This window comes from Marinomonas sp. AWM4_232 (assembly GCF_056158325.1).
Genome location: NZ_JBSWTA010000001.1, coordinates 312,925 through 333,145 on the forward strand (window position 1 = coordinate 312,925; position 20,221 = coordinate 333,145).

General features: G+C 44.8%; 23 protein-coding genes. 11 read left to right on the forward strand and 12 right to left on the reverse strand.

All coding sequences use genetic code 11. The annotated features are described in order from the left end of the window. Positions 1 to 105 precede the first annotated feature (105 nt). Both ACXAC1_RS01465 and ACXAC1_RS01470 read right to left on the reverse strand, forming a co-directional pair. Positions 106 to 876, reverse strand: a complete 771-nt coding sequence (locus ACXAC1_RS01465) for a replication protein P (protein ID WP_475057971.1) — start codon at positions 874 to 876, stop codon at positions 106 to 108. After that, entirely contained in the window at positions 812 to 1,627 is an 816-nt protein-coding gene (locus tag ACXAC1_RS01470) for a DnaT-like ssDNA-binding domain-containing protein (protein ID WP_475057974.1), read from the reverse strand. The genes ACXAC1_RS01465 and ACXAC1_RS01470 overlap by 65 nt, the downstream gene beginning before the upstream one ends. 246 nt (positions 1,628 to 1,873) lie before the next feature. Here ACXAC1_RS01470 and hpf point away from each other — a divergent pair, with 246 nt between their 5' ends. Continuing rightward, the gene (hpf, locus tag ACXAC1_RS01475; protein WP_133560492.1) at positions 1,874 to 2,191 is read left to right on the forward strand and encodes a ribosome hibernation-promoting factor, HPF/YfiA family; all 318 of its coding nucleotides are present in this window, start codon (positions 1,874 to 1,876) and stop codon (positions 2,189 to 2,191) included. 151 nt (positions 2,192 to 2,342) lie between these two features. After that, positions 2,343 to 2,999 carry a Bax inhibitor-1/YccA family protein gene (locus tag ACXAC1_RS01480; RefSeq protein WP_475057977.1) on the forward strand — a complete coding sequence of 219 codons (657 nt, stop codon included), beginning with the start codon at positions 2,343 to 2,345 and terminating at the stop codon, positions 2,997 to 2,999. A 44-nt stretch (positions 3,000 to 3,043) separates the two neighbouring features. Here ACXAC1_RS01480 and ACXAC1_RS01485 read toward each other — a convergent pair whose 3' ends face one another. Next, positions 3,044 to 4,375, reverse strand: a complete 1,332-nt coding sequence (locus ACXAC1_RS01485) for an IS4 family transposase (RefSeq protein WP_475057654.1) — start codon at positions 4,373 to 4,375, stop codon at positions 3,044 to 3,046. Between the two features lie 128 nt (positions 4,376 to 4,503). Between ACXAC1_RS01485 and tusD the strand changes: the two genes are divergently transcribed. The 4 genes from tusD to ACXAC1_RS01505 are packed head-to-tail and all read left to right on the forward strand — an operon-like array spanning position 4,504 to position 5,856. Next, the gene (tusD, locus tag ACXAC1_RS01490) at positions 4,504 to 4,896 is read left to right on the forward strand and encodes a sulfurtransferase complex subunit TusD (protein ID WP_475057979.1); all 393 of its coding nucleotides are present in this window, start codon (positions 4,504 to 4,506) and stop codon (positions 4,894 to 4,896) included. Between the two features lies 1 nt (position 4,897). After that, on the forward strand, positions 4,898 to 5,242 hold the full coding sequence (locus ACXAC1_RS01495) for a DsrE family protein (protein WP_475057981.1): 345 nt from the start codon (positions 4,898 to 4,900) through the stop codon (positions 5,240 to 5,242). An 8-nt stretch (positions 5,243 to 5,250) separates the two neighbouring features. Then, positions 5,251 to 5,535: a DsrH/TusB family sulfur relay protein gene (locus tag ACXAC1_RS01500; RefSeq protein ID WP_475057984.1), complete on the forward strand. Its 285-nt coding sequence runs from the start codon at positions 5,251 to 5,253 to the stop codon at positions 5,533 to 5,535. Between the two features lie 6 nt (positions 5,536 to 5,541). Beyond that, positions 5,542 to 5,856: a TusE/DsrC/DsvC family sulfur relay protein gene (locus tag ACXAC1_RS01505; protein WP_475057986.1), complete on the forward strand. Its 315-nt coding sequence runs from the start codon at positions 5,542 to 5,544 to the stop codon at positions 5,854 to 5,856. Positions 5,857 to 5,910: 54 nt separating this feature from the next. Here ACXAC1_RS01505 and cobA read toward each other — a convergent pair whose 3' ends face one another. The 7 genes from cobA to ACXAC1_RS01540 form a co-directional block, all read right to left on the reverse strand. Further along, on the reverse strand, positions 5,911 to 6,651 hold the full coding sequence (gene cobA, locus ACXAC1_RS01510) for a uroporphyrinogen-III C-methyltransferase (protein ID WP_475057988.1): 741 nt from the start codon (positions 6,649 to 6,651) through the stop codon (positions 5,911 to 5,913). 66 nt (positions 6,652 to 6,717) lie between these two features. Next, positions 6,718 to 8,013: a serine--tRNA ligase gene (serS, locus tag ACXAC1_RS01515; protein WP_475057990.1), complete on the reverse strand. Its 1,296-nt coding sequence runs from the start codon at positions 8,011 to 8,013 to the stop codon at positions 6,718 to 6,720. A gap of 54 nt (positions 8,014 to 8,067) precedes the next feature. Beyond that, positions 8,068 to 8,439: a fluoride efflux transporter CrcB gene (gene crcB, locus ACXAC1_RS01520; protein ID WP_475057992.1), complete on the reverse strand. Its 372-nt coding sequence runs from the start codon at positions 8,437 to 8,439 to the stop codon at positions 8,068 to 8,070. A 2-nt stretch (positions 8,440 to 8,441) separates the two neighbouring features. Beyond that, the gene (locus tag ACXAC1_RS01525) at positions 8,442 to 9,788 is read right to left on the reverse strand and encodes a replication-associated recombination protein A (RefSeq protein ID WP_475057994.1); all 1,347 of its coding nucleotides are present in this window, start codon (positions 9,786 to 9,788) and stop codon (positions 8,442 to 8,444) included. 3 nt (positions 9,789 to 9,791) lie between these two features. Further along, positions 9,792 to 10,397 carry an outer membrane lipoprotein periplasmic chaperone LolA gene (gene lolA, locus ACXAC1_RS01530; RefSeq protein ID WP_475057998.1) on the reverse strand — a complete coding sequence of 202 codons (606 nt, stop codon included), beginning with the start codon at positions 10,395 to 10,397 and terminating at the stop codon, positions 9,792 to 9,794. Positions 10,398 to 10,423: 26 nt separating this feature from the next. After that, on the reverse strand, positions 10,424 to 13,219 hold the full coding sequence (locus ACXAC1_RS01535; protein ID WP_475058000.1) for a DNA translocase FtsK: 2,796 nt from the start codon (positions 13,217 to 13,219) through the stop codon (positions 10,424 to 10,426). Between the two features lie 102 nt (positions 13,220 to 13,321). Continuing rightward, positions 13,322 to 14,200: a hypothetical protein gene (locus ACXAC1_RS01540; RefSeq protein ID WP_475058003.1), complete on the reverse strand. Its 879-nt coding sequence runs from the start codon at positions 14,198 to 14,200 to the stop codon at positions 13,322 to 13,324. 466 nt (positions 14,201 to 14,666) lie between these two features. On the opposite strand from ACXAC1_RS01540, the gene aat reads away from it, so the two are divergent. Both aat and infA read left to right on the forward strand, forming a co-directional pair. Beyond that, a complete protein-coding gene (gene aat, locus ACXAC1_RS01545; protein ID WP_475058005.1) occupies positions 14,667 to 15,434 on the forward strand; it encodes a leucyl/phenylalanyl-tRNA--protein transferase in 768 nt (255 codons plus the stop codon). Positions 15,435 to 15,561: 127 nt separating this feature from the next. Then, entirely contained in the window at positions 15,562 to 15,780 is a 219-nt protein-coding gene (gene infA / locus ACXAC1_RS01550; RefSeq protein WP_055461515.1) for a translation initiation factor IF-1, read from the forward strand. A 99-nt stretch (positions 15,781 to 15,879) separates the two neighbouring features. Here infA and clpA read toward each other — a convergent pair whose 3' ends face one another. After that, positions 15,880 to 18,144: an ATP-dependent Clp protease ATP-binding subunit ClpA gene (gene clpA / locus ACXAC1_RS01555; RefSeq protein ID WP_475058008.1), complete on the reverse strand. Its 2,265-nt coding sequence runs from the start codon at positions 18,142 to 18,144 to the stop codon at positions 15,880 to 15,882. 20 nt (positions 18,145 to 18,164) lie between these two features. Beyond that, positions 18,165 to 18,512: an ATP-dependent Clp protease adapter ClpS gene (gene clpS, locus ACXAC1_RS01560; protein ID WP_133560522.1), complete on the reverse strand. Its 348-nt coding sequence runs from the start codon at positions 18,510 to 18,512 to the stop codon at positions 18,165 to 18,167. Between the two features lie 267 nt (positions 18,513 to 18,779). Between clpS and ACXAC1_RS01565 the strand changes: the two genes are divergently transcribed. From ACXAC1_RS01565 to ACXAC1_RS01575, 3 genes are all read left to right on the forward strand, one after another. After that, positions 18,780 to 19,031 (forward strand): cold shock domain-containing protein, encoded by a 252-nt coding sequence (locus ACXAC1_RS01565; protein WP_475058010.1) that lies wholly within the window; start codon positions 18,780 to 18,782, stop codon positions 19,029 to 19,031. 140 nt (positions 19,032 to 19,171) lie between these two features. Next, positions 19,172 to 19,876 carry a pseudouridine synthase gene (locus ACXAC1_RS01570; protein WP_475058012.1) on the forward strand — a complete coding sequence of 235 codons (705 nt, stop codon included), beginning with the start codon at positions 19,172 to 19,174 and terminating at the stop codon, positions 19,874 to 19,876. Further along, a complete protein-coding gene (locus tag ACXAC1_RS01575; RefSeq protein WP_475058014.1) occupies positions 19,809 to 20,198 on the forward strand; it encodes an NUDIX domain-containing protein in 390 nt (129 codons plus the stop codon). The genes ACXAC1_RS01570 and ACXAC1_RS01575 overlap by 68 nt, the downstream gene beginning before the upstream one ends. Positions 20,199 to 20,221 lie beyond the last annotated feature (23 nt).

Consider the following 20,221-nt stretch of genomic DNA (forward strand, 5'->3'; position numbering starts at 1 on the left):
CAATTAACTCCGACCAGTAAAGCTTTGGGCTTTAACGAAGCTATTCGTAGCTATTCGTAGCTATTTGTAATTTTGCAGCATAAGAACAATAAAACTCACATCTCTCTACGCAGGCAACTCGCCTTCATAACCTAACAGTTTAAGCGCTTTTTGCGCTTTTTCACGATAAGTGGTACGAATTTTAGTCCCATTCGTTTTGTACAGATAATAAAGATGTGGCGCAATATCACTTTCGTCTAAGTTGACTTTGTCAGATATTGCTTTTAGCAAAGACTCAACATCGGGCGCTGACTTATCTTCAATCATTATAGGCTTAGGAATGATAAGCTTTTCACCATTAATTACTTTATCTACCAGACGAGTGTAATGCTTTTCAAACAACGGCCAAGTTGTTCGCTCCTCTTCTGTACTCAACGCATGCCAACCTGTTTCTGACCCAGCAAAATACACTGCAGGATGACTCCAATGCTTTTCCCTTGGATTATGTCGGCAACTACACGCTTCTAAATATGCTTGCCTCGGCTCTGGCAAACCATAAGCTTTATATGCTGTTTGGATAACTGCAAGAAACTCAGAAATGGTCGGTGGCCAAGCGTAACGCTCTTTGGTTCGCTCTACTGCATAAGCCAACAACGGCTCTTGAAAGCCTTTTAATGCAATGGCCCACTCTCGCTTCGCCAGCTTAACCTCTTCAGTTGTAGCATAAGCAGAAGCAAACTTGTGCGTATAGATTGCTTTGAAACGAGCAAACAACATATTGACCAGAACTCGCGTGCGCTGCTCAGCTTCGGTCGCTGCTTGCTCTGCACCATCACCAGTCTGTGTCGTGGATGTTGGTGAGGGCGCTGCTAACTTGCTCGCGATTGGATTTAGCATTTGTTGTATAGGTTGCGGTTCCTTCATAGGACTGTCGATCCGATTGCTTATATTGCCATTGACGTTTCACGTACTTAAAAAACTCGCTGTTCCAGGTACGAACATTTTTGCGCTGCTCTTTGATTCTCAATAAGAACTCAGCCATAAGAGACTCCGCAAAGTTCCTTTCGATACCTGCTTGCTGAATTTGCTCAAATGTCGCTTCTTCTGGTAGCCATTGATCAGGCTGACGATTTCTTTCTTTTGCCTCTAAGTACAAATCAAAATCTGATAACCCTCTGCGATCTCTAGGGGAAGCTGCAGGTGGAGCGGTTGAATCTGGTGCCACTCTATTGCGCTGTGTAAATTGAGGAGTAGCAGGAGACTTTGCAACCGCTTCATTCTGTAAACGAGACAACTTGCTAAGCGCATCGTCAGAACCCGGAACAGAGCGTTCAGTTTTTTCAGAGGTAGGCCCTCGTTGGCTGCTTGTTGACCGATCTACTACAGAATCCAGTATGATATCCAATCCTAGCTCAGTTCTCTGGAATTGTAAGCGTTGCGCCATTTGCAAGCTTGATAACAAGCGTACAACATATGGCGCTGTCCAAAAAGGCAACATATCAACAATTTCGCGATGAGAAATTTTCATCTGGCGATTACCAAGATGATGGGCCTTTTGCTGCAAATAGGACAGCAAAACACTTTCTTCTAATCCAAGCTCACATGCAAGGTTAAACGAGACAGGTAACAAAAAATCAGGGGCAGCCATATACTCGACCAAATCGTTCGCGGTGAATTAGTTTACCAAACAGCAAAGCTTTTAGCACGATAACTCTCTTTTCTCCTCATAATCAAGCACCCAAGAAAACTCATTCATAGAATCATGACAAGCACATTTCTTTACAATGAAATGCTGTTGACAGAAAAAAATATGACTCCTATGCTGGAATTGTGCCGCGAAGCTAGAGTTCTTTCTGGCTCGAAAATCGGCCAACTTTACTGAGGAGAAAGTTGTATGTACACAATAAATATTACTGGACACCACGTCGACATCACCCCAGCAATTAAAGAACACATCAACGAGAAAATGGGCAAAATTGCTAAACTTAGTGACCAAATCACATCTGTCAACGTGACGCTTGTTCAAGACAGTAAAGAACAAAAAGCTGAGGCTCGAATACATTTACCTGGCAAAGAGTTGTTTGCCACCGCCTCTTCTGAGGATCGCCTGTTCCACGCTATTGATGGCATGATTGACAAGCTCGCACGTCAAGTAGATAAACATAAAACTAAACAAGCGTCCGGCACACATAAATCCGCTGTAGCGTCTTAGTTTAGTTAATTTCTTTTTCTCAATAACGCCCACTTATATGTGGGCGTTTTTATTTGTACATCAAACACACAAATTATTTATTGAAGTTTGGAACTTCCGCCCGCATAGTTAGTCTTATGTAACAGGATAATCTAACTAGGAGAACCTTATCATGCGTTACACTGATGCCCTTTCGACACATACGTCCCAAGCGGCCAACAAGACGCTGCGTAATACGTATGGCCTACTATCATTGACTTTGCTCTTCAGTGCATTTACCGCTGGACTAAGTATGGCTTTGAATTTGCCGCACCCAGGCTTAATCATCACATTGGTTGGTTTTTACGGCCTACTTTTCTTGACACACAAATGTCAAAACAGTGCACTAGGTCTACTTTGTGTCTTCGCTCTAACAGGTTTTATGGGATTGACACTCGGTCCGATACTGAACGCCTACCTAAGCATGTCTAATGGCGCTTCAATGATCATGAGCGCATTAGGCACTACAGGTCTATCTTTCCTAGGTCTGTCTGCTTACGCGATTGTTTCTAAGAAAGATTTCAGCTTCCTGAATGGCTTCTTAACAGTTGGTTTCTTTGCCCTGCTGTTCGCTATGATTGCTGGCTTCTTCATTCAGCTTCCAGCCCTACAAATCTTTATTTCTGTAGGCTTCACTCTGTTCTCTGCTGCAGTGATTTTGCTACAAACTAGCGAGATCATTCGTGGAGGTGAAACCAACTACATTATGGCAACGGTAAACTTGTATGTATCTCTATACAACATGTTCCTAAGCCTTCTTTCTCTTTTCGGTATGGCTAGCGACGACTAATCAACCTAAGAGATTTCGAAAGGCCGCAGACTGCGCAATGCTGTTCACTTAAGGGGAGCAGCATTGCGATTCACCGGATAACGGGTCTTGTTTATCTTTACCGTCCTAGGTCTAGAAGGCCTAGAACGGTAGTTTATACACAACTCTCCAATACCTGATCTTAGGTGAGCTAAGCGAGTTCCTGTCTTTGATACTGGTTGTGCTTGTGCCATCACAATGAGCTGACTCGCAATATAGCAGTATGCCGCCTTAAAGCTTATTTCACTTGGGGATTTCTGATAAGCAATGGCTACTTGCCCTGCTTCACGCCTTACAACATTGTAGGCTAGTAATAAACTCCAAACCTCCTGATAAATCAGTTCCACCTTCTTGCTTCTAAGAGTGAGAGCATTATTGTTCATTGAGCTTTTGATATCTCTAAAGCCTAGTTCGATTTCCCAGCGCTCATGGTATAACTTGCTCACCATTTCTGTATTGAATTTCGCATAGGGCAAGGAAGTATAAACCGTCTTCTCAACCTTATTGATTTCATAAGTCACAGCGCGGACATCCCAGTATTCAGGTAGGCTTGAATTGCGTTTTCTAGCCTGATCTGAGACCTTCATGCGCAGTAATCTATCCCGTGAGTTGTACTGCTCAACCTCCTCATAAACCAATCCCTTACGAGCAGGGATTAACCAATGGCGATTGTCATTGTCACGATTGATGCTGAGCAAAAGGTCGGCTCCCCAAAAACCTTTATCTAGCAGTGTTACAGAGTGGTCAGGGATACGAGATACAAAGTTCTCAGCCATTCGAATTTCACCTTTGCGATAGGGACTGATTTGGGCATCAAGCATGATGTGAGACCTTGTATTCATAAGACTGACTAGCCTTAGCATAGGATAAGGTGTTTGACGGTTAGTCGAGGTGTTACCAGACCCAAAGTGCTCTCGTAACTCGGGCGTGTCAGGCGTTCGGAACAACGCACCATCAACAGCGAAAACTTGCAATCCATTCCAGTCATCTGCTGGGTAACGCTCACTTCCCCAGTGATAACCTGTTTTGCGAAATAACCACTCAAGAGGCTGGGGACCTAACCGCTGGCGAGCGGAAGAAATGCCACTTTTTGCTAGTAAACAGTCATTAGCCAAGCCTTGGGAGCAGATGTTTAAACGTCGTGCCACATCAGCAATAGGTTCATCTCTGAAGAGCGACATGCCTAACACTAACCAAAGCACCTGATCTGATGGTAATCGCCGCCTACGAATGGTTGCACTCTGAGTGAGCGTAAGGGCGGATTCGACCCATTCAACAGGGATGTTTTGAGTAAAAGTACTTTGGTCTGAGAATTGGTGTAGTTCGTCGATTTCAAGCAAGGTTTGGTGAAGAGGCATAAAAAAATCCAGTAGCCTGATGGTTACTGGATTTTAACTAATTATGCTGTTTTTTTCTTAAGTGAACAGCATTGCGCAGACTGCGGCCTTTTTTGTGTGTAAAATTCTTTTTATTTTACAAGCAACCTATGAATTACTCTCTCTTAATTACAGGAAGCCCTACCGCAAGTAGAGCATGCCATAGCGCTTTGGACTTTGCTGAAGCGGCTGTTGCCAATGGCGATAATACTATTCAAGGCATTTTCTTTTACGAAGAAGCCGTAGCCATTGCCTCGAGCTTGGCCATGCCCCCGCGGGATGAATGCAATATTCGCGACGAATGGTCTGTCTTTGCTAAACAGCGCAACATCCCTCTTTATGTGTGTATCGCCGCAGCACTTCGCAGAGGTCTGCTAAATGAAGCCGAAGCTAAGCGCCATGAAGTAGAACATTTCAACCTGGCAGACGGCTACCAACTCGAAGGCCTAGGCAGCTTAGTTAGCCTAACGCTTGAATCTGATCGCATTGTGAGGTTCAAATAGCATGAGCACTCTGATTTATCTGTCTAGTTCACCGTATACAAGCTCAAGCCTCAAAGAAGCACTAGACTTAGCCTTAGTTTTCGGCACATTTGAACAGTCTGTTTCGATTGCGATCACAGGCGATGCACTAGCTCTTTTAGTCGAAGAGCAAACGCCAAGTAAGCGCCAAGGCAAACATCTATATAAACTATTAGATGGACTTGAGTTCTACGACATTGAAAACATCTACGTCAAAGAGGCTGAAATTAAAGCATTCGGCACATCACTCTGGACTGGCGTACAGGCTATTTCTCAGGAAGCTTGGATCGACATGCTCGAGCAGCATCAACACATCCATCGCTTTTAAGGATTCTCATGAAACTTTATCAGATTAATCAGAGCCAATATCCTCAGAGTGTGGAGCTAGACTGGATCGAGTCTTTAAACGAGGGCGATGCTGTTTTTCTATTTGAAGCAGGTGTTCTTCGCCTAGCCACTCAAGCGCCAACACTAGAAACCCTTTCTCAGAAAAAAGTATCCATCTATTTTCGCCAACAAGATCTAGAGGCCTACGGTTTAAAACCATCTATCGGTAATAGCATCTCAGATCTTGATTGGGTTGGGCTCACACAACAGCACTCAAAAATAGTCTCTTGGTAATACAGCATGACAAATATAGAATTTGACGAAGAAGGCTACCTATTAGACCTAAGCCAATGGGGCGAAGCGTTAGCCGAATCCATTGCCACAAAAGAAGGGCTTGAATTAACCGAGGCCCATTGGGAAGTCTTGCGCGTTTTAAGAAATTTTTACGAGCAGTTTGAAGTCTCCCCAGCCATGCGACCACTGGTAAAAGCTGTTACAAAAGAACTGGGAGCAGATAAAGGCAAGAGCATTTATCTAATGAAGCTATTTCCTGGCAGCCCGCCAAAGTTAGCGGCTAAGATTGCAGGCTTACCCAAGCCCGCTAATTGCTTATAGCGAATAAGCCAAAGGCAGCGATAAGCTGCCTTTATTTTTAGTAATACCTTAATATTACTGACCAAACCAAGAAAGCTTTTCTTGCAGTGTGACCACTTCACCAATAATAAGCAGGGCTGGCGACTTCACTTCATTATCGATTGCCACCTGATGAACGTCTTTTATTGTCGAGGTAAATACTCGCTGATCGTTAGACGTGCCTTTTTCAACAATCGCCACCGGCATAGAAGGACGCATCCCAAAGCGAATCAATGACTGGCTAATCGATTCAAGACCAGTAAGCCCCATGTAGATAACCAGTGTTTGCGCTGGATGAACTAATTCATCCCAAGGCAGTTCTGTCGTCCCATCTTTTAAATGGCCAGTTAGAAAACGAACCGATTGCGCGTAATCACGATGAGTCAGAGGAATGCCAGCATAGGCAGCACAACCTGCAGCCGCTGTGACACCGGGCACCACTTCAAATCGCACTCCTTCACTGACTAGCTCTTCAAGCTCTTCGCCACCTCGTCCAAAAATAAATGGATCGCCGCCCTTTAGGCGAACAACCACCTTTCCTTCTTTGGCTTTCACCGCTAACAACGCGTTAATTTCTTCTTGAGGCAAGCTGTGTAGCGATTTGGCTTTGCCAACGTACAGCTTCTCAGCTGTTTCTGGGATCATCGCAATGATTTGCTCCCCCACTAGACGATCATAAAGCACCACATCCGCTGCAGTTAATAAACGATGAGCCTTCATCGTTAACAAGTCCGGGTCACCCGGCCCCGCACCGATTAAATATACTTTACCAGTCATATATTTCTTATCTCAAATAGAAAGGCCCCGCATACGGGGCCTTTGACAATACAAAACCAAATCGTCTTAACCGATTTGTGTTTTACCGCCCATATATGGCACCAGTGCTTCTGGCACTGTCACGGTACCATCGGCATTCTGGTAGTTTTCGAGGATCGCGACCAAAGTACGACCTACCGCTAAACCAGAACCATTCAACGTATGTGCCAACTCTGGCTTACCGGTCTCAGGGTTACGCCAACGGGCTTGCATACGGCGTGCTTGGAAGTCCCACATATTTGAACAAGATGAGATCTCACGGTATTTCTGCTGACCTGGAAGCCATACTTCAATATCATAGGTTTTGTGAGCTGAGAAACCAAGATCACCACCACATAGCACTACTGTGCGGTAAGGCAAACCAAGCTTCTGAAGAATGGCTTCAGCATGGCCAATCAACTCTTCCAATACTTCAGTAGAACGATCTGGACGACAGATATGCACTAGCTCCACTTTTTCAAATTGGTGCTGACGGATCATGCCGCGAGTATCGCGACCATAGCTGCCCGCTTCACTACGGAAACATGGTGTGTGTGCAACATATTTCTGGTGCAAATCTGCGTCGTTTAAGATTTCATCACGTGCAATATTTGTTACTGGCACTTCAGCTGTTGGAATCAAGTAAAGGTCACTGTTTCCGCTGTCTTTGTCTACTGGCACCTTGAATAGATCTTGCTCAAACTTAGGCAACTGGCCTGTACCACGTAGAGACGCAGCATTCACTAGGTAAGGCACATAGATTTCAGAGTAACCATGCTCTTCAATGTGCGTATTCAACATGAATTGAATCAACGCACGGTGCAAACGAGCAAGATCAGATCGCATCACTGCAAAGCGTGAACCAGTGATTTTCGCCGCCATTTCAAAATCAAGCATGCCTAGCGCTGTCCCCACATCTACGTGGTCTTTGACTTCAAAATCAAATGTACGTGGCTCACCCCAACGGCGAATCTCAACATTATCGTCTTCACTTGTACCAGCTGGCACAGACTCATGTGGAATATTTGGAATGCTCTCTAGCAGTGCATCCATTTGCGCTTGGATGTCATCAAGTTGCACTTTCGCAGCCGCAAGATCATCACCTAGTGTCGCTGTTTTTGCCTTCAACTGTTCTGCTAGTGTTTTGTCACCAGCCTTCATCGCCGCACCGATTTCTTTCGATACGGAGTTACGGGACTGCTGCAGCGTTTCTGTTTCAATTTGAACTGTTTTGCGACGCTCTTCTAAATTTGAGAAAGTCGCCACATCTAAATCAAAGCCTTTTTTCTTCAATAAAGCGGCAATCGCTTCTGGATCCGCACGTAGAGCTTTAATGTCTAACATCGCTGCAACAAAACCTTATGTAATTAAAAAAATGAAAACTGCGTAGGACAGGTCTTAGAAGACTCGTGCAAGGCTAATGCCTGCGGCCAATGCCAATATTCCCAGCAAACAGCTTAATGATAAATAGCTTAAGGCACTTAGCCAAGCCTGCTGGTTCAATAGAGACACAATTTCTAAGGAAAAAGTCGAGAAGGTGGTGAATGCACCTAAAAACCCCACCATGATAAGGGGTCTGAGTGACTCCAAACTAGGCAACCGTTCGCTAATCAGTACAAACGCAATCCCCATGAGAAAGCTACCCAATATATTAATAGACATGGTTGCCATCGGGTATTGTGCTTGCCAGAAGCTATTTATCCACTTTCCCATGGCAAAGCGAGATACAGCCCCCAACGCCCCCCCCAATGCAATCATAAGGTACATCATGGCTACTTTTCTCCTTTCACATAACGCCGTATTGGACTCTCTTGGTCCTGTTGTTCAAGCCAGGCAAGCTTCTCGCCAATCTTCTTCTCGAGGCCACGATCAGTAGGCTGATAATAGCGCTCATTGGCAATTTCCTCGGGTAGATAAGACTCGCCAGCGGCGTAAGCATTAGGCTCATTATGGGCATAGCGATAATCTTCCCCGTGTCCCATGTCCTTAGCAAGACTGGTTGGAGCGTTTCTTAGGTGATTTGGCACTTCAAGACTCGGATGATTTCTGACACTTTCTAGTGCTTGGCTAAAGCCACGATAGACCGCATTACTCTTGGGTGCACAAGCCATATAAACAGCTGCCTGAGCAATGGCTCTATTACCTTCATAAGGCCCTACTCGCTCAAATATATCCCAGGCATTTAAACCCACCTGTAGCGCTCTTGGGTCAGCATTGCCAATGTCTTCTGAAGCAATCGCTAGCAAACGTCTAGCAATATATAGTGGGTCACAACCGCCATCTAGCATACGCGCCATCCAGTACAATGCACCATCAGGCGACGAACCTCGAATGGACTTATGAAAAGCGGAAATCTGGTCATAAAAGACATCTCCACCTTTGTCGTAGCGGCGAATGCTTCCCCCGAGGACATCTTCTAATTGCTCATCGGTAATGGTTTCACCGTCTTCGACAAAGTCAGCCAATATTTCGAGAAAGTTCAGACTACGGCGCACGTCACCATCTGCGGCTTGCGCTAATATGTTTAAATGATGATCGCTAATCTGGATATCTCGTTTGCCTAAACCTCTCTTAGGATCAGCGAGTGCTCGCCCCATCACATCTTGCAGGTCCTCAACACTTGGCGTCTGCAAACGATAAACACGGGCACGAGAAAGTAGTGCAGAGTTCAGCTCAAAAGCAGGATTCTCGGTGGTTGCGCCGACGAAAAGAAAGGTGCCATCTTCAATAAACGGTAAGAAAGCATCTTGCTGGGATTTATTAAAGCGGTGCACCTCGTCCACAAACAACAAGGTGGCCTTTTGTGTCATGAGCCGCCATTGTTTAGCATCGTCTACCGCCGCGCGAATTTCTTTCACGCCGGACATCACCGCGGACAACTCAATGAATTTTGCATCCAGAGAATTTGCAAAAAGCTTCGCAAAGGTAGTTTTACCAATGCCGGGAGTCCCCCATAAAATAAACGAATGCCCCTGACGACGTTCGATCATTTTGCGCAGAGGCTTGCCCTCCCCAACTAAATGCTGCTGACCAACGTATTCATCCAATGTCTGTGGACGCATACGCGCAGCCAGAGGCGCCATGGGATTCACATTGTCCGCGGCAAATAAATCATCCATTGCTTACTGCTCAAACATAACATCTACCGATTCCGGTAGCTTCACTACAAAGTTGCTTTCTGATACGCCATCATGCGCTTCAATATTGGCAAACTCGATCAGCGTTGTCTGGCCTAAAACATCTTTAATGCTCATAGCACTGATCTTTTTATTGTCGAATGATAGCGTCAACGTATCAAATAAGTCTTCTTGCTCTTTAGGCGACAGTTGGTATGTATTTCCAGCTAGCGCCTTTACCTCATAGTGGCTGAGCACATCGTCCGCTGATTCGCCCAATAACGCAGCAGGAGAGTTGCCGACAGAACCGGCAAAAGGCTTGCGCGTTGCCTGCTCTAAATCCACATCCCAAATCGTAACCCATTCACCATCAGAAAGAATGCGCTGTGGAAAAGGGGTAATCGTGTCCCAAACAAAACGATTCGGAGCCGCAAGCAGGAAAACACCCTCACTCTTTTGTACGGCTTCCCCTTGCTCATTACTCGTCACCTGACGAAATTCACCTTCAATATTGCGATTCTGGTCTAATAGTCCTGTCAAAGACTCTGCTGCAGTTTGCGCAGCAGCTGTAGCACTCAACATAAATCCTAATACTGCGAACAAATGCTTCATAATTTCTCCTAGCCCAACCTTTCACCTTATTCAGGTATTAAAATTTCACGCTGACCGTTCGTCCCCATCGGCCCAACCAATCCAGCGGACTCCATCGCTTCCACCAAGTTTGCTGCTCGGTTATAGCCAATTTTCAATCGACGCTGAATGGATGAAATAGAAGCTTTACGCGTTTCAATCACAATTTTCACGGCTTCGTCATAAAGTGGATCCTGATCTTCACCGCCACCACCAGAGCTCAGTTCTTCGGCACTAACTGTCACATCACTGATGTACTCAGGCTCACCACGAGCTTTCCACTCTTCTACCACGGCATGCACCTCCTCATCGGACACAAAGGCACCGTGGACACGAATAGGAGTTGGCAAACCTGCTGGCAAGTAAAGCATATCCCCCATCCCGAGCAATTGATCCGCACCACCCTGGTCTAAGATCGTTCGTGAGTCTATTTTCGATGACACTTGGAACGCCATTCGTGTTGGGATATTGGCTTTAATCAAGCCCGTAATAACATCAACCGATGGTCGCTGAGTGGCCAACACCAAATGGATCCCCGCAGCTCGAGCTTTTTGCGCAATACGAGCAATCAACTCTTCGACTTTCTTACCCACAATCATCATCATATCGGCAAATTCATCGACAACAATCACGATATAAGGCAGAGGCTCAAGATATGGTACGGTTCGTGCCACCCCATCCTCTGAGAACATCGCCATTTCCGGCGTCCAAAGTGGGTCTTCTATTGGCTGGCCCGCTGCAGCCGCTTCTCGTACCTTTTTGTTAAAGCCTGCAATATTTCGAACACCAAGCTTCGACATCAATTTATAACGGCGCTCCATTTCATCTACCGACCAACGCAGACCATTTGCCGCGTCTTTCATGTCCGTGATAACAGGTGTTAGCAAATGTGGGATGCCTTCATAAATAGAAAGCTCCAACATCTTCGGATCCACCATGATCATACGCACTTCGTCTGGCGTTGATTTAAGTAGCATACTTAAGATCATGGCGTTCACACCAACAGACTTACCTGAGCCTGTTGTACCCGCCACAAGTACGTGAGGCATCTTAGCCAAGTCCACCACAACCGGTTCACCTGATATATCGTGACCTAATGACAAAGTTAGCGGAGATGAAGCATTGTCGTACAAAGGGGTGTTAATCACTTCTGAGAAGTAAACCGTATCTCGGTGCTGGTTAGGGATTTCAATACCGATCGTTGACTTGCCAGCAATGACTTCAACAACACGTACACTCATCACACTTAATGAGCGTGCAAGGTCTTTGGCGAGGTTAGTAATACGTGAAACCTTCACACCCGGCGCAGGTTGAATTTCGAAACGCGTAATCACTGGTCCAGGATTGACTTCAACCACTTCCGCTTTAACACCGAAATCCAATAGACGCTGCTCTAACAAGGCAGAAAGATCAAGCAACTCTTCCTCGGTATAGCCACCCTTTTTAGGCTTAGGTGGTGTTAGCACGCTTCTATCGGGTAAAGTATAAGCCGCTTCACTTCGCTCAACCTCGGTGTATGGACCACCTAAACCGTCTAATTGTTTCGCTTCCGAAAGAGTTTTTACTGCCGGTCTATGAATACTTAAATCGGGCTGTGGCTGACGAGCAGATTTTTCCTCTGAATTCGTTGATTTAGATTCAACACGCTCAGCAGCTCTTAGCTGATAATCTTCCCTGTCTTGACTCAATGGAACATTAAACTGATCGTCATCGGATTTTTGTTCAGCAATCGGCATCTCTTGAGTTTTCGCTATCCCAGCTTTCTTAGGGGATGCTTTGGGTGTTGATTCCCAGACCTCATCAAAACGGACCTCTTTATCGTCTTCTTCGATATAGAGGGTATCTTTGAAATCAAACTTATCTTCATCAAAAGACACATCATCTAAACCCGCAAAGCTTGGCTCTTGATGCTCTCTTTTCTGGTTATCAGAACTAGCTGCTGCCTCATCGTCTCGCTGTCGCTGAAACTTGCTCTTAACCCTATGCCAGAAACTCAGCGATGACTCTTCATCGGTTTGTTCATTTTCAATTGAAGGCGTATCTAACTGTTGTTTTTTGCGGAAAATAGCAGGCTTATCTAACTCGTCTTCATCAAGAGCCTGATCAGAAGTCTTAGAAGTATTTGACTTTCTTGCCTTAACTTTCTTTGTGGTCGTTTTGGTTTCAGCCTGCTCATTGTCTCTTTCGTCTCCACCACGTTTTAGAGCATTAGCAACTTTTAGGAAAATAAACTCTGCACGCTCACCGATATATTCCAATAGTAGGGACCAGTGAATCTGGGCAAGCAAGGTGATTGCTAAAAGAAATATAGCCAAGCTAACAAGCGTCGCTCCATCGTATCCAATCCAATGGTAAAGAAGCTGCCCAAGGGCCTGCCCTAATATGCCTCCCGCACCAAATTGAAGAGAAATATTCCCAACCGTATGCAAAAAGCATAAGGCGGAGCCTGATGTTAGGTAGAGAATACTGCCTGTACAACAGAGAATCGCATTATTCGCAGGAATCATTTTATGAGGGTTGCACCATAAGATGAAAGCCACAGCAAGAAATAGAATAGGTAATGAGTAAAATAAACTACCAAAAAAAGCAGACAAAAGATCAGATAAAATAGCACCAATTGGCCCCATGGAGTTGGCTGTCAAGCCACCACTACCTGAATAAAACCACCCTGCATCATCTGGATTGTAACTATATGTCGCCAAAGCAAAAAATATAAAAAACAATAATGCGGCAATGAATGCTGCTTGCTTTGCAAATGTCCCCCAGATCAGTGATCGTACAGACTCACGCTCTGCTTGTGTCAAAAGCCACCTTCCAATGTATTAAGCCAATGTTAGGATGCAAGCTTACCATAAAAAAAGCCAGCCCGAAGGGCTGGCTTTCGCTTTTGCTAAGATAGGGAAATCTTAGAAGAAAGCTTTCACGCCAACAGTGTGTTGCTCTGCACCATTAGTGCTTGAGTCAGCAGCTAGGTCACCGTTGTAGTTTTTGTAGTAGTAAGTTAAATCGCCGTATGCGTATTCGGCTACGAAGTAAGTGCCGTCCATATCGTTTTCTTCATCGCTTGAATATTCAAGAGTCAAAGTCAACGCATCTGTTGCTGCAAGCTGAGCAGAAACAGTGATTTGCTCAACATCAGTAGTAGTGTCAGTGCCTTTCTCACCAACACCGTAGTTAGCAGAGAAAGTTGCTGGGCCAGCATTAAATTGTGCACCAACGTTCACTGCATTTGCATCACCTAGTACACCACCAGAGATACCAACTTTTGCAGCGCCTAGATCAGCAACATAAGAGATTGCTGCACCTACATCAGAATCATCTGAAGAGTTAGTAGTTGCCTCTAGAGCGATAGTTAGACCAGGTGCAGCTTTGTAACGAAGACCTGTATTATCAGTATCACCTTGAGCTGTCTTAAGGTCAACGCCACCGTATAACTCATCCATACCCATGAATGAACCTGTTGCTACGGACCCATCAAAACGACCAAAAGATACTGCGCCTTGTTTTACGTATAGTTTCTCAAAGTTGATGTCTGTTCCTTCGTCATCACCAGTAGTTTTCACTTCTACTTCAGCGTAAACAACGCCAGTATCAACAGAAAGTTCGATTTCACCAAGATCTGTACCATCAGCAAGATCACCAGTATCTTTCGATTCACCATAGTAGCTAGTGTATTCGATACCCGCTTCACCAGAGAAAACCGGCTCAGCAGCAAAAGTAGATGTAGAAACAGCAGCCGCAACAGCAGATACCGCGAAAACAGAAGCAAGTTTAATCGCTTTCATTCAAGATTCCCCTTTAATTATATATGTTCGGTCTCAAGACCTTCTTGAAAGGCTTTACTACCTATTCAAAGAAACGCTGACAAATCAACGACTCAGGTATATTAAAACCTATCAATTTCAGTTTTGTGACATAAGCACAACACTAAAAAAATTTTAGTTCATGACTCACAGTGCGATTGGTTTTTTTTCTCACCGTTTTGAACTAACTTGATTAAAACCAAGTTTTCCTTTGCTGGTCAAGCTCTATAAGCACTTTTTTTGAGTTTTTTTTGCAAATTTTGAATTTAATTTATGTCTAAATGACAGAAACAGCATATCAGGCCCTCAAAAAACGCAGCTTTTATACTACAAGTATGCACAATCAGAAAAAAACGCTTTATCAAGGCAATCACAAGACTAAGCCTAGTAAAATACGACAAAAAATATGGATAATACGCACACTCGAAAGGCATTTAGAAGAATTTTCATGCAGGATAACTCTTACAATAGAAAAAATGATGCGCAGGAACTGGTCATATTGACAGAATCCCCCTTCGACACACCAAACCCGTACAAGGCTCTGTTAGAGCCTGAGGGGTTATCGGCTGTCGGAGGAGACCTGAAGCCCGAGCGTTTAATTCACTTGTATCAACATGGATTTTTTCCATGGTACAGCGATCCTGATCCCATTTTATGGTGGCATCCCTTAGATCGATGCACATTGAAACCAAAGGACTTTCACGCAAGCCGCTCTTTGCTAAAATCCATTCGTAATAAACACTGGACCTGTCGTGTAAACCACGACTTCCATAACACCATCAAACTCTGCAGCAACCTAAGAGCGGAAAAAGAGGGCACATGGATCTCTGATGACATCATTGAGGCTTATACAAGGCTACATCACAAAGATTACGCATTTTCCATTGAGGTATTTCTCAATGGCGCGCTAGCTGGGGGCTTTTATGGTATTGCAATGGGCAATATGTTTTTTGGAGAATCAATGTTCTCATTGCAGCCCAATGGCTCGAAGGTTGCCCTATGGCAACTTTGCCATTTAGCCCCTGAACTTGGAATTGAACTCATTGACTGCCAAGTGCATTCAGATCATTTAGTTTCTTTAGGGGCTAAGATGTTACCAAAGGAGGAATTTATTACGATGCTTAAGCAATATGTCAATCCCCCCTGCCAAAACAAGAGATTGAAACATCTTGCAGCGGAAAAATACGCACGTAAAGTTGGAGCAGCTTTAGACTAAATTTGCTTTTTTAGGGTATTTTGGGCAAAATACCGCCGAAATTTTAGCAAACTCGCCAATCACAAGCCTATTTTTAGCCTAAATAGCGAGACCATGCTTAACCTTAATTAAGAACAGGACACTGATTGTGGCAAAAGAAGACAGCATTGAAATGGAAGGTACGATTGTCGATACCCTTCCAAATACCATGTTCCGCGTAGAACTTGAAAACGGTCACGTTGTGACAGCGCACATCTCAGGTAAGATGCGCAAAAACTATATCCGTATTTTGACTGGTGACAAAGTAAAGGTCGAGTTAACACCTTACGACTTGTCCAAAGGTCGCATCGTTTACCGTTCTCGTTAATTTAAAACGATAACGCAAAACAAAACGCCGCTTAACCTCTGGTTAAGCGGCGTTTGCGTCTCTAAAGCAGACGAAAGCAAAGTAACCGGTGAGCTGCTATTAACAGCTCACCGCTTCTTTACGTACAGAGAAATCCAGTTCGTCTTTCTCTTCATTTAGAGAAACCGATACAACACCTCCTTCGGTTAAATCACCGAACAAGATCATATTCGCCAATGGTTTTTTCAAGTATTCTTGAATCACGCGCGCCATCGGGCGAGCACCCATTTGACGATCATAACCTTTGTTCGCCAACCAGCCGCGCGCTGTATCGCTGACCTCAATCATGACACCTTTCGAGTCAAGTTGCGCTTGAAGCTCCACAAGGAACTTATCAACCACATTGAAGATCACCTGTTCGTCCAACTGTTTGAACTGAATCACTGCATCTAAACGGTTACGGAACTCAGGAGTGAATGTTTTATTAATAACTTCCATTCCGTCAGTTGAATTGTCCTGCAATGAGAAGCCGATTGAACGTTTAGCCAGCACTTCTGCCCCCGCGTTAGACGTCATGATCAGAATAACATTGCGAAAATCGGCTTTACGACCATTGTTGTCTGTAAGCGTACCGTGGTCCATTACTTGTAGCAGAAGGTTAAACACCTCAGGGTGAGCTTTCTCGATCTCATCAAGCAACACGACACTGTGAGGGTTCTTAGTCACCGCTTCCGTTAGAAGTCCACCCTGGTCGAATCCTACGTAGCCTGGTGGCGCACCAATCAAACGCGACACAGCATGACGCTCCATGTACTCGGACATATCGAAGCGAATAAGCTCAAGGCCTAATGCTTTAGCTAATTGACGTGTCACCTCGGTTTTACCAACACCAGTTGGGCCCGCCATTAGGAATGAGCCAATTGGCTTTTGCTCTGCTTTCAAACCAGCACGAGATAATTTGATTGCATCAGATAAGGATTCAATCGCTCCATCTTGCCCAAACACCACCATTTTCAGGTTGCGCTCAAGATTGCCCAGTACCTTACGGTCATCCGAATTAGCCGCTTTCACTGGCACACGAGCAATTTTTGAAACGATTTCTTCAATGTCTTCGACGGTAATGGTTTCTTTGCGAGAATCTTCTGGCTGAAGGCGTTGAAACGCTCCCGCTTCATCCACTACATCAATTGCTTTATCTGGCATATGACGGTCAGGAACATAACGCTGTGCTAGCTCAGAAGCAGCCTTCAATGCAGCATCTTCATATTTGACCTTATGGTGCTCCTCGAATGAGCCAATAATGCCTTTAAGAATTTCGTAGGTATCATCAACACTTGGTTCGTTCACATCCACTTTCTGGAAACGACGAGCCAAGGCGTGGTCTTTTTCAAAAATGCCACGGAACTCTTGGAAAGTTGTAGAGCCGATGCAACGTAATTGACCAGAGCTCAATGCTGGCTTCAATAGGTTCGATGCGTCCATCACGCCGCCAGAAGCAGCACCTGCGCCAATAATGGTATGAATTTCATCAATAAACAAAATCGCGTTTGGTAGTTTTTTCAACTCACCAAGTAAGTGCTTAAGTCTCTTTTCGAAATCACCACGGTACTTAGTGCCCGCCAACAGTGCACCTAGATCCAGTGAGTACACCACACCATCAGCGATAACATCAGGCACTTCACCGTCAACAATACGTTTAGCGAGGCCTTCAGCAATAGCGGTTTTACCCACACCAGACTCGCCAACCAACAAAGGGTTGTTTTTACGACGGCGAGATAAGGTTTGTACTACACGCTCAACTTCGTATTGACGACCAATCAATCGATCAATACGGCCAGCCTTGGCTTCTTCGTTTAAGTTCGTAGCGTATTTTTGAAGTGGTGCCTTAGCTGTGTCTTCACCATCCTCATCATCATGCTCAACGGAATCTTCTTGAGAAGAAGCATTCCCTAACTTTGAAATACCATGGGCAACAAAGTTAACCACATCAATTCGAGCCACATTGTGACGACGCAAAAGATAAACGGCCTGGCTTTCTTGTTCGCTGAACATCGCTACAAGAACATTCGCACCAGTCACTTCACGTTTCCCTGAGGATTGAACGTGGAAGACGGCACGCTGAAGCACGCGTTGAAAACCAAGAGTTGGTTGTACTTCCCTCTCTTGATCACCTTCCGGGATAAGAGGGGTGGTGCTGTCGACGAACTCTTCTAACTCCTTGCTCAAAGTTTCTAAGGTGACACCACAAGCCTCAAGCACTTTTGACGCTGCAGTATTGTCAATCAAAGCCAGCAGTAAATGCTCAACTGTCATGAACTCGTGACGCTTATCACGAGCGGCTTTGAAGGCATTATTCAAGGTTTGTTCTAGTTCTTTATCTAGCATCGCTTATCCCTCTCTTGAAATCATTCGACTTGTTGCAAGTCGCACATTAGGGGGTGCTCATTTTGTTCTGAAAACTGCTGCACCATAGCTACTTTGGTTTCTGCAATACCAAATGGGTAAACGCCACAAATACCTTTACCTTTGGTATGCACTTCCATCATTACATGCTGGGCTTTCTCTGCATCCATATTAAAAAAGCGCTGAAGAACAAACACGACAAAATCCATTGGCGTGTAATCATCATTAAACAGTACCACCTGATACATGGATGGTGGCTTAAGTTCGGTTTCATCTGGCGCAATGGCAACAGATGAATGCCCGATATCATCGTCCTCTAAATTTAGCTTAATTTGCTCCGATGCAAACATCTGGGACCTCAAACACTACAAATATTCACGTTAATTTGCATTTTCACAATGCCCGATTACTCAGAAATTGGAAAACAATAAGAATTTTACAAATCCACGATAGGGTTCTACGCTCAACTAGAGTGTGGTTAAAAGTCAAACAATTAAACCCTGTAAATTTATACGGAGTTTAACAGATCTTTGGCCTCATAGATTGCAACGAATGTGTTTACAACGCTTATTTGCGGTTCGGCTAATCGGGCCTAAAGAGTATTGAAGGAGTGACTCATGCATCGTGGATCCGTTAAATGGTTTAATAACGCAAAAGGATACGGCTTTATAGTATCCGACAGTTTTGAAGAAGATTTGTTCATTCACTATTCAGCGATCAACGTTGAAGGTTACAAGACGCTAAAGGCCGGCCAAGCCGTCACGTTTGACGTGACGCCGGGCAAAAGAGGTTTGCACGCAACTGAAATCACTCCTATTACATCAGAAGCGACTTCCGCTGTGACAGAGCGCGAAGCGGAAACTGCTTAAACATAGGATAGCTCGCTCTTAACTGACGGCTTAAAGAATTTTAAAAGTCGTGAACACGCAAGCACCTTTGGTATGATGGGCGCCTTAGGTGCTTTTTGGCGTCTACACTCTTTTTATAAATAAACCACTCAAGTATTAAGATGCTACTGCTACTAAATAAGCCCTTCCAAGTCCTTAGTCAATTTACTCATGACGGCGATAAAGACACTCTTGCAAGCTATGTCGACATTGCTGACGTCTATCCAGCAGGGCGCTTAGATTATGACTCAGAAGGATTGCTGTTACTGACAGATCATGGCCCACTACAACATTTAATTGCTTCGCCAAAGTTCAAAATGCCAAAAACCTATTGGGTTCAAGTGGAAGGTGACATCACCGCAGAGGCGATTGACCAACTCTCAAAAGGCGTTGAACTAAAAGACGGGCTAACCAAACCTGCTAAGTGCCAACGCATCGAGGCGCCCAATATCTGGCAACGAACGCCTCCCATTCGTGAGCGTGCCAACATCCCGACTAGTTGGATTGAGTTACAGATTACGGAAGGAAAAAACCGACAAGTACGTCGCATGACGGCCCATGTTGGCTTTCCAACACTTCGTCTGATTCGTGCTGCGATTGGCCCCTACTCGGTTGAAAATATCCCTGTGGGCACCTATGAAACAGTAGAACCCACTGAAACATTAGCAGCACAGGTAAAAGAATTTGAACGAGAAAAAGCGCGAAAGCCTGCCTCATCTCACCGTCGCCGCCCTCATAGCGGACAACGGCCGTTATCTAATGGTCAAAGAAACACAAGACGGTCAGATCGTTCTCAACCAACCAGCCGGGCACGTGGAAAACGGTGAGTCACTCCAACAAGCAGTGATCAGAGAAACGCTGGAAGAAGCAGGCTGGCAAGTTGAACCGACAGCGATTTTAGGCATGTACGCCTTCACCCCTTATGCAGGAGCCGATACGTACCATCGGATTTGCATTATTTGCCGCCCAGTCGGTCATATGACCGATAGTCTAGATCCAGACATCCTGTGTGCAGACTGGTTTACAAGAGCGGAAATTGAGCAACACCCGCAGCGTAGCCCACTGATCTTGGAATGCATCAACGACTTTGAAAATGGTCAAAACTTCCCTATCAATATGATTAATAATCATCACTTGGAAGCAAAATAAAGATCTTGATCAAGCGTTCAGAT

Bases quoted from the DNA above. Each gene is read 5' to 3' on its own strand.
- crcB (WP_475057992.1), bottom strand. From the start codon at position 8,439: ATGATGTACCTTATGATTGCATTGGGGGGGGCGTTGGGGGCTGTATCT.
- ACXAC1_RS01575 (WP_475058014.1), top strand. From the start codon at position 19,809: ATGGTCAAAGAAACACAAGACGGTCAGATCGTTCTCAACCAACCAGCC.
- ACXAC1_RS01540 (WP_475058003.1), bottom strand. From the start codon at position 14,200: ATGAAAGCGATTAAACTTGCTTCTGTTTTCGCGGTATCTGCTGTTGCG.
- lolA (WP_475057998.1), bottom strand. From the start codon at position 10,397: ATGAAGCATTTGTTCGCAGTATTAGGATTTATGTTGAGTGCTACAGCT.
- ACXAC1_RS01565 (WP_475058010.1), top strand. From the start codon at position 18,780: ATGCATCGTGGATCCGTTAAATGGTTTAATAACGCAAAAGGATACGGC.
- tusD (WP_475057979.1), top strand. From the start codon at position 4,504: ATGAATTACTCTCTCTTAATTACAGGAAGCCCTACCGCAAGTAGAGCA.
- ACXAC1_RS01525 (WP_475057994.1), bottom strand. From the start codon at position 9,788: ATGGATGATTTATTTGCCGCGGACAATGTGAATCCCATGGCGCCTCTG.
- hpf (WP_133560492.1), top strand. From the start codon at position 1,874: ATGTACACAATAAATATTACTGGACACCACGTCGACATCACCCCAGCA.
- serS (WP_475057990.1), bottom strand. From the start codon at position 8,013: ATGTTAGACATTAAAGCTCTACGTGCGGATCCAGAAGCGATTGCCGCT.
- clpS (WP_133560522.1), bottom strand. From the start codon at position 18,512: ATGTTTGCATCGGAGCAAATTAAGCTAAATTTAGAGGACGATGATATC.
- ACXAC1_RS01570 (WP_475058012.1), top strand. From the start codon at position 19,172: ATGCTACTGCTACTAAATAAGCCCTTCCAAGTCCTTAGTCAATTTACT.
- cobA (WP_475057988.1), bottom strand. From the start codon at position 6,651: ATGACTGGTAAAGTATATTTAATCGGTGCGGGGCCGGGTGACCCGGAC.
- ACXAC1_RS01485 (WP_475057654.1), bottom strand. From the start codon at position 4,375: ATGCCTCTTCACCAAACCTTGCTTGAAATCGACGAACTACACCAATTC.
- ACXAC1_RS01505 (WP_475057986.1), top strand. From the start codon at position 5,542: ATGACAAATATAGAATTTGACGAAGAAGGCTACCTATTAGACCTAAGC.
- ACXAC1_RS01500 (WP_475057984.1), top strand. From the start codon at position 5,251: ATGAAACTTTATCAGATTAATCAGAGCCAATATCCTCAGAGTGTGGAG.
- ACXAC1_RS01470 (WP_475057974.1), bottom strand. From the start codon at position 1,627: ATGGCTGCCCCTGATTTTTTGTTACCTGTCTCGTTTAACCTTGCATGT.
- clpA (WP_475058008.1), bottom strand. From the start codon at position 18,144: ATGCTAGATAAAGAACTAGAACAAACCTTGAATAATGCCTTCAAAGCC.
- ACXAC1_RS01465 (WP_475057971.1), bottom strand. From the start codon at position 876: ATGCTAAATCCAATCGCGAGCAAGTTAGCAGCGCCCTCACCAACATCC.
- ACXAC1_RS01495 (WP_475057981.1), top strand. From the start codon at position 4,898: ATGAGCACTCTGATTTATCTGTCTAGTTCACCGTATACAAGCTCAAGC.
- aat (WP_475058005.1), top strand. From the start codon at position 14,667: ATGCAGGATAACTCTTACAATAGAAAAAATGATGCGCAGGAACTGGTC.
- ACXAC1_RS01480 (WP_475057977.1), top strand. From the start codon at position 2,343: ATGCGTTACACTGATGCCCTTTCGACACATACGTCCCAAGCGGCCAAC.